Source organism: Cyclobacterium sp., assembly GCF_014762705.1.
GTDB lineage: Bacteria > Bacteroidota > Bacteroidia > Cytophagales > Cyclobacteriaceae > Cyclobacterium.
Genome location: NZ_JABURL010000047.1, coordinates 42639 through 51686, shown reverse-complemented (window position 1 = coordinate 51686; position 9048 = coordinate 42639). Strand labels below are relative to the sequence as shown.

Genomic DNA, 9048 nt, shown 5'->3' with positions numbered 1-9048 from the left:
GATTCATGTTTTAAAGATAAAATATCCCCACAAATTAGGAAAGCAACATAGAAGGTTTCAATCGTATACGTTCCTGTAGAGACCTTCGGGGTTGGGAAAACCCCAAAGGTCAGCAACCTTTGATACCTTGAAGATTAGCGATCTCCTCCGGAAAAATCATTTACCTGTCATTTATCCATTTCCTGCTCCCAGCGATCCCGGAAGAATTTTAGCTCTTGTACGATTTCAGGAAAATCGGCTTTCCGGTCCCGGCTTTCGGACAGGTCTTGTTCAAGGTTAAAAAGCGCAATAGAACCTTTTACCCGGTCCTCCAGCAATTTCCATGGACCTTTTCGGACCGCAATGGCTTCCGGGGTTCTCCAAAAAAGGGTCCTGTCGGGCATTTTTCCTTTGGCGGTTAGGACCGGCAGCAAGCTTTGCCCATCCAGTCGATCCTCTCCCAGAGGATCAGGCAAGGACTGCCCGGTCAACGCCAGAAAGGTAGGTAAAAGGTCAAAGGAGGTAAGCGTTTCGGAAGACCTGCTTCCAGCTTCTATCTTCCCGGGCCACCAGGCAATGGCCGGTACCCGGTGTCCTCCCTCAAAGAGATCGGACTTTTCTCCTCTCAGCATGCCATTGGAACCTACATTTGGCCAGGTGTCGCCCTGGTAATTCAGGTATTGCCCGTTATCCGAAGTAAAAAACAACAGGGTGTTTTTATCCAGGCCTTCTGCTTTGAGATAAGCGATCAATTTCCCTACGTTCCGGTCAAGAGATTCGATCATTGCTATGAGCGTGCCAGGTACCTCTTCTGGTGCATGTGGCCCCAGCTTGCTGGCAGGGCCGGGTAGGCTGGAGGTATAGTCGGTGCCTTCTTCCCGGATTTCCAAATGCCCGTCCCCAGGGGATTGCCAGGGAAAATGGACGCCCAGGTGCGCCAGGTAAAGGAAAAAAGGTTGTTCTTTGTTTTCTGCTATAAATTGAATGCCATTGTCGGTAATCACATCCGTGGTATAGCCTTCCTGAAAGGAAAGCCTTTCATTGTGCCACCAATCCGGAAAGCCATGGCGATCTAGTTTTGAAAAATAGTCGCCATCACCTGAGGTCAGACCCCGAAACGCATCAAATCCAAAATTCCTGGGATTGGCATCCGGATGATTGCCCAGGTGCCACTTACCAAAAAAAGCAGTGGCATAACCGGCCTTTTTCAGGTAATCGGCCATGCTGGGGGTTCTGGTATAACTTTCTCTGGCAATGCCCCTGATCGCTCCTAATCCCTTTTTCTGCCAATCTCCTGGCAATGGGTCTTCAATACCGAGCCTTTGTTGGTACCTTCCGGTCAACAATGCCGTCCGGGTAGGAGAACACATGGCCCCGTTACTGTGAAAGTCAGTAAAAAGCATGCCCTCGTTCGCCAACCGATTCAGGTGCGGGGTATTGGCCTTCCCTCCATAAAAACCTCCCAAGTCCCCGTAACCCAGATCATCTGCCAGGATGACGATAATATTGGGTGGTATGGAATCAATGGTATTTGTCTCAAAAAGAATGAAAACCAGGTTCCACAGGATAAAAAGCGAGATCATTAAACTGTGCATCATCCTATTTGTTAAGTTAACTTTAATACTTTAATGCCTTTCAATCGGACCATTATAAATGGGTAGTTTATTTTAATTGTTAAACCAGCATTAAAGCAATGATTTTTCAAAATTCCCTGTGTGGGTGATTAATAGGAATCAATCATTCGATTTTTTAAAAGTAGATACCCTGAAAATGCCTAAAATTGAAAGTTAATCATATATTAATCTTTTAATAGTGAGCCTATCCATAGCCGTATATTGCATGGACTGTATAATTGATTAAAACTTTCGATTATTAACCGTTTACAAACTTTCATTTTGAAATTTAAATTATTACCTTAATAAAATAAAATTTTTTGTTAACTTCTGGTTTTTAATAAAAAAAATTATAAAATTAGCAGTTATTTAATGCTTATCTAATGCATACAAATTAAAATAACAAATCCTGCCTATGTAAAAATTCAAGTTAGAAACAGCTATAAAAGCTGAATTAATCAAAAAATTATTCAAGTTTTATTCTAAATGTTTACTAAGGGTAAATCCCTTGCTAAACCTGACTCAATCAACAAAATGAAGAATGAAAAAAATCTACTAGTAAAAAATCCAGGAATAAAAAGGACGCTATTCTTTTTATTCCATGGTATTGTGCTAACATGTTTGTTAGCAAGCCATGCCCTGGCAAATAATAGTCCGGGCGCTGATTTTGCAGCCGAATCAAATGCCCTGGAGGCTCAGGTGACGGGAACTGTCACCGATGAAAACGGTGAGCCCATACCAGGGGTAACCATCACGGTTCAGGGGGAATCAATAGGAACTGTAACCGATATCAATGGCGAGTTCACCTTGGACGCTCCAGAAAATGCGATCCTTGTTTTCTCCTTTATTGGATTTGAGACCCAGAGCATTCCGGTTGGAAATAAAAGTAGCATAAATGTCACCATGCGCGAAGATGTGGCAGGTCTGGACGAAGTGGTGGTGACTGCTTTCGGTCAGGAAAGAGATCGAAGAGCCCTGGGTTATGCCACCTCTAACATTAAATCAGACGAATTGATCAAAGTGGGCACGCCGAATTTGGCTACGGCACTTTATGGAAAAGCACCGGGCGTGCGCATTCAGGCCGGAGCCGGAGGAGCAACTTCAGCAGTAAACATTACCATACGCGGTATCAATTCCATCACCGGAAGAAACCAACCCCTGATCATTTTGGATGGTATTCCTATCCGGAACGAAGAGGTAAACAATAACAATTTCTGGGGAGACCAGCGCCTGAGGGGCAATGGTCTGTTGGACATTAACCCGGAAGACATTGCCGATATTTCCATATTGAAAGGAGCCTCAGCTGCAGCTTTGTATGGTTCCGAGGCGGTAAATGGAGTCGTTTTGATTACGACTAAAAAAGGAACTACCAAGGGATTCAAGGTAGATTTCAATGCCAATTATGCCATGGATAGGATTGCATACCTACCTCGCTATCAAAATGTAAGAGGACCTGGCGCTCCTAGTCATGTTTTTGACTTCGGTCAGAATGAAGAGGGTTTTATTACCTATCCGGACGGTTCCACCGGACTGCCGGCTACCAATCTTAATTTCGGAGCCCCATTTGACGGCAGGCCTGTCATGGCCTGGGATGATCAGGTAAGACCATATGTGGCCCAGGAAGACAATTATTCTGCCTTATTCAATGACCCTATCAGTTCACAGGTAAACGTGGCCATTTCAAACTCCACCGATGTGGCTGATTTTCGTGTTTCTCTTACAAGGCAAGACAATGAGGCCCTGAGTTTGAATTCCAAAAACAGTAAAAACATTGCGAATCTGAATGCCACTTTCCGGATTTCAGAAAAGATAAAAACCGATGTGTTTATCAATTACATCAACCAGTACACGGCTAACCGACCTTATTCAGTGGATCGAATGATCAATAATTTCGGAGGTATGATGACCCGTTTTGATAATGGTGCCTGGTACCTGGACAAATACAAAACCAGCAGGGGATACCGTTATGTCACCGGTAATGGACAAAGCCTGACACCTGAAGAAAACATTACCCGAAATGGCTTTCAGGATGCCATTGGCGGTTATGTATGGAGTGTAAACGAACAAAGGGCTTCCGAACTAAGTAACCGGGTGATTGGTAGCATTACTAATACTTTTGCTTTTACGGATGAATTGAGCCTGAGAACCAGGATTTCTACTGATTTCACGTATAGGGAAAATGAAACTGAGAGTTCTACTACCCGACCTTTGGCTTTTGGTCCTTCGGGAGGCTTTAGCATGTCCAATGAGATCTTCAGTATCTTGTATGGTGATGTGTTTTTGTACTACGACAAAAAACTTACTGAAGATGTAACCTTGAGTGCTACTGCAGGCTATACAGCTGACAAGGAAAGCAACTCCTCTATATCCAGGGGAACAAACGGAGGTTTAAGTACAGAGAATTTATTTGACGTAGTCGCTTCGGTCAACCTGCCTAATAACGGTTCCAGCAGGAGCTCAAGGATCATCGATGCTGCTCTTGGTACCCTGAACCTGAATTACAAAGGCTTCTTGTATGTAGAAGGAACCATACGCAGGGACCGTACCTCTACCATGAATCCAGACAATAATACCTTTATCTATCCTTCAGCCAATACCAGTTTTATTTTATCAGATGCTGTTAATTTGCCTTCCTGGATCAGTTCTTCCAAGATTCGAGGGTCCTGGGGTATAGTGGGTAATTATCCGGATGTGTACCGGGCCAATATTGCTTACAACCAGAATACCCTTGGCGTTCAGCAGCCTGGTGGAGCACCTGTGCTGTTCACCAATATTTCCAGCAGTTTCGGAAATGATGGTATCCGGCCAGAGCAGAAGCACGAATTTGAATTTGGAACAGACAGTCAGTTCTTTAACGGCAGGTTTTCGCTTGAATTTTCTTACTACAATGCCCAGATCCGGGACCAGATTCTACCGCTTACATTGCCGGCTACCTCGGGCGCCACTTCCGTTCTGGCCAATATCGGTACCCTTAGAAATAAAGGGATTGAAATCGCTTTGAGCGGTACTGTTTATCAGGGAAATGATTTTAATTGGTTGTTAGGAGTTAATTTTGCCCGTAACATGAACGTGGTAGAGAAGTTGGCCAATAATGCTACAGAATTGCTTCATGCCGATTACGATGGCAATGCTGCACAACTTCGCTCGGTAGTAGGCCGCCCTATGGGTGATTTCTTTGCCCGGCCGGTAGAGACCAACGCCAATGGAGAGAAAATTGTCCAGCCCAACGGCTTGTACAAAATCAACCCCAATGAGTGGATCCTGGCAGGTAATGCCATGCCGGATGCAGTAGGGGGTATTTTCAATAACCTGAACTACAAGAATTTCTCGCTTCAAGTATTGGCGGATTTCCAGATAGGTGGTAGTGTGATGCCTACAGGTGTCAACTGGATGATCAGTAGGGGATTGACTGAAGAAAGTTTGAACTACATGGACGCTGAAAGTGGGGGATTGTCCTACTACGTTAATGCTGACGGACAGGGAGTACAAACCAGTAGTGCACAAGGACCTAATGGCGAACCGGTGTATAACGACGGTATGCTGATGGATGGAGTAACTTCTGATGGAAATCCCAATACGAATGTGATTTCACAGGCTTTGTACTACCAGCGAACTTATAACTGGGGCGGCCCACAATACAGCCAGGCCAGATACGAGTTGTACATAAAGGAAAATACCTACCTGAAGTTACGGGAATTGTCCCTGGGTTACCAGATACCACCAACCTTCGCAAGAAGATTGGGAGCAAACAGTATCAATGTTTCTGCTTTTGGAAGGAACCTGTTCTTTTTCTACAGAAATATCAAGGACCTGGATCCGGAAGTAATGACAGGTGGTTCCCGATGGGCGCAGACCCTTACCAATGCAGGTACCAATCCGGCTACCCGAACCGTAGGTTTAATGCTTAGGGCAAGTTTCTAAGCGGTGTTTCAAAAATTAAAATCAAACATCATGAAAAATAAATTAGTATTACTGACCCTGGTAATTCTTACCAGTCTGGCAGGCTGTCAGTATTCCGAATTTGAGGAGAATTATACCGATCCTTCCAAGGTTTCGGAAACCTCCGTTGAAAAGCAATTTACCGGCTTTATGATAGCCAACAGGGAATATGTGCTTCCCAGTTACTGGAATTATTTCGTGGTATTGAGGATTACCTTAAATCGCTATACCCAGGCCATTGGCTGGGTCAATGAGGAGAACCAGTATGTCCCGGGATCCGCAGCTATCAACGATCGCTGGAACAATTATTACCAGTTTTTGGCCCAGTACAGGGAATTGGAAAAAGTATATGCTGGCCTGAGTGATCAGAACAAGCAGGATTACCGGGTCTTTATGATTACGGCAGCTACGTATTTGTACGACCATACCCAAAAAGTCGTGGATCTTCACGGGGCCATTCCGTTTTCAGATGCTGGGATGCTCAGTACCAATGGTGGAGACTATTCGGAATCTTATCCTACCTATGACGAGCCTGAGGTCATTTACACCAAAATGCTGGATGATCTGGCTGGCTTTGCGGATGAGTTGAGAACAATGGATATCAATCCGGGTATATTGACAGGGTTTGAATCTCAGGATTTGGTCAACCGCGGTGACATTGACATGTGGTTGAAATACATCAATTCACTGCGCATCAGGATGCTTACCAGGGTGAGTGACGTGCCGGCATTTTCTGACCGTGCCGCCACTGAAATCAATGCGATTTTGTCCAATCCGGCCAATTATCCCATCGTGTCTTCTAATGATGACAATATCACCTTCCGTATCCATGAATTGGGTACGCTTATAGCTGCTAATAGCTTTCAAAGCGGTCTGGAAGACTGGGACGGGAATGTAGCTGGAAAAGCCCTATTGGAGCACATGATGAATAACGGGGACCCCAGGCTAACCTATGTGTTTGAGCCCGGAGAGGAAGCTGAAGGAGAATTTATTCCTCTGGATCCCCTGCTAAGTTCCACAGAACAAACGGAACTGATCGGATCAAACACCATGGCCATTTACAACAGGACCACCCTGAGCCGCAACCAGTATTTTCCCGGTATGTTGATTAACGCCAGTCAGGTTCATTTAATGGCCGCTGAGCATTACCTGGAAGCGGGACAGGATGCCCAGGCCAAGGAGCATTACGAAATGGCTATTAAGGAGTCTATCCATTATTATGAAATGCTTCGAAGCATGAGTAACAACTTAATTTCTCCCGAGCCAATTCCTGTTACTGAATCTGCTATCGAAGCTTATTTGGCCGATGAGGACATCAGTTGGGATGCTGCAGCCGGTGCTGCTGAGAAAATGAGGCTAATTGCCGAACAGAAATGGCTTCATTTCAATGTAGTGCAACCCAATGAAAACTGGGCCGAGTTGAGAAGAATCGAAATGCCGGATCTGGAGTTCTGGGTAGACCAGTCCAACCAGCAAAGCCTACCTCCTAACAGGTGGATTTACCCTGGTTCGGAACAAACCTATAACACGCAAAACTACCAGCAGGTACAGCCTAATGATAACCTTAGCAGAACATTGTTTTGGGACAATTAATTAGCATAGGCTATAACAAGTCAAGAGGGTGCCCATTGGGTACCCTCTTTTTTTGTCTGCACTAGGCTTAAATCCGTAACAGGCATTGGAATTTCTTTTGCGGTCCTAAAATACTTTAAAACTGCTTCTTCCCTTTTCGGATTTACGATAGGATCTAAGTCTCAAGCACCTAAGTAACTGGTTTTCGTGTATTCAAAGCTTTTTTTTTGTTGGGACTTGCTGTCGCGAATCCTGATAATCCGGGTTTAAATGTGTATTATGCTGAAAAGAAGAATAGGATCTGGAAGGATTACATAAAATTTTTATATCTTGTTTTTTCATTTTACTGAATTTCAACAATAACCCATCTATGGCTCGCTTTTACCCTGTATTCACGCTGTATCTTGCTTTCCTCCTATTTACTTCTTTTGGCTGCGGGACAGCAGAAAATAAAGAAACTACGGATATTCAAAAACCCAACATCGTCATTATCTACATGGATGATTTAGGCTATGGAGATGTAAGTGCTTATGATGCGGGCACACTGGAGACTCCCAACATGGATTTTTTGGCGAACGGGGGAATGAAATTCACCAATGGTTATGCTTCTTCCGCTACCTGCTCCCCAAGCCGGTATGCCTTGATGACCGGAACTTATCCCTGGAGAAACAAAGATGCCAAAATCTTGGCGGGAACTGCCCCATTATTGATAGGACCGGATGAACTGACCATTCCTAAAATGCTGAAGCGTCAGGGCTATGCCACTGCAGTGGTTGGTAAATGGCATATGGGATTGGGAGATGGACAGGTAGATTGGAATGAGCGGGTAAGTCCCGGACCAAATGAAGTAGGTTTTGATTATTCCTATATCATGGCAGCCACCCAGGACCGGGTGCCTACGGTCTATCTGGAAAATGGTCTGGTACAGGGCCTCGAGCCAGATGATCCCATAGCAGTTAGTTACCAGGAAAATTTTGAAGGTGAACCCACAGGGAAAGACAATCCGGAATTGCTGACTTTGAAATGGCATCATGGGCACAACAACAGTATTGTCAATGGGATTCCCCGTATCGGATTTATGAAAGGAGGGGAAAAGGCCAAATGGGTGGATGAGGATATGGCGGACCATTTTCTGGAAAAAGCGAAAGCCTTTGTGCGGGAAGAAAGGAATGAGCCATTTTTTCTTTACTATGCCATGCAACAGCCCCATGTACCCCGTACACCCCATCCACGTTTTGAAGGAAAATCCGGTATGGGACCGAGGGGAGATGTGATTCTGGAAGCCGATTGGTGCTTAGGGGAATTTATGAAGACCCTTGAGGAAGAGGGATTGCTGGAAAATACCCTGGTCATATTTTCCAGTGACAATGGACCGGTGCTTAACGATGGCTATTATGATGAGGCGGTAGAAAAACTCGGTGAGCATACGCCCTGGGGACCTCTGAGGGGAGGCAAATACAGTCTTTTCGAAGCAGGAACAAGGGTACCTTTCATCAGCTATTGGAAGGGTACCATTGAGCCTGGTCAATCTGATTCCATGATTAGTCAGATAGATCTTTTGAATTCCCTGGCTTCATTGACAGGTAGTGCGGAGAAAAGTTCAGACGGGCAGGATTTATCTGCTACATTGCTGGGAAAGGCTGATAAGGGCAGGGAATCCCTGGTACTGGAAGCTACTACACGGACAGCTTTTCGGAAGGGAAATTGGGTACTCATTCCTCCTTATAAGGGTCCTGCCGTCAATCAAAATGTGAATATTGAATTGGGAAATGATACGGGCTTTCAACTGTATGACCTGAGCCGGGACCTGGGGCAGCAGCAAAATCTGGCAGAAGAAAATCCGGAGAAATTAAAATCCATGCTGGCAGAATTTATTGCGATCAGGGGTGAAGAATTTGTTGAAACAGAAGCCCTGGAACTCAAATAATACTTCCAAATCTTAAAC

4 protein-coding genes are annotated in these 9048 nt (G+C 44.8%); 3 read left to right on the top strand and 1 reads right to left on the bottom strand.

Annotation, left to right across the window (positions count from 1 at the left end; translation table 11 throughout):
- Positions 1 to 167: 167 nt before the first annotated feature.
- On the bottom strand, positions 168 to 1577 hold the full coding sequence (locus HUJ21_RS08925) for a sulfatase-like hydrolase/transferase (protein ID WP_291368915.1): 1410 nt from the start codon (positions 1575 to 1577) through the stop codon (positions 168 to 170).
- A gap of 624 nt (positions 1578 to 2201) precedes the next feature.
- Between HUJ21_RS08925 and HUJ21_RS08920 the strand changes: the two genes are divergently transcribed.
- From HUJ21_RS08920 to HUJ21_RS08910, 3 genes are all read left to right on the top strand, one after another.
- Positions 2202 to 5513 carry a SusC/RagA family TonB-linked outer membrane protein gene (locus HUJ21_RS08920; protein ID WP_366483680.1) on the top strand — a complete coding sequence of 1104 codons (3312 nt, stop codon included), beginning with the start codon at positions 2202 to 2204 and terminating at the stop codon, positions 5511 to 5513.
- A 30-nt stretch (positions 5514 to 5543) separates the two neighbouring features.
- Entirely contained in the window at positions 5544 to 7124 is a 1581-nt protein-coding gene (locus tag HUJ21_RS08915) for a SusD/RagB family nutrient-binding outer membrane lipoprotein (RefSeq protein WP_291368911.1), read from the top strand.
- Between the two features lie 349 nt (positions 7125 to 7473).
- Positions 7474 to 9030, top strand: coding sequence for an arylsulfatase (locus HUJ21_RS08910; RefSeq protein ID WP_291368909.1), 1557 nt, complete (start codon positions 7474 to 7476; stop codon positions 9028 to 9030).
- Positions 9031 to 9048: the final 18 nt, after the last annotated feature.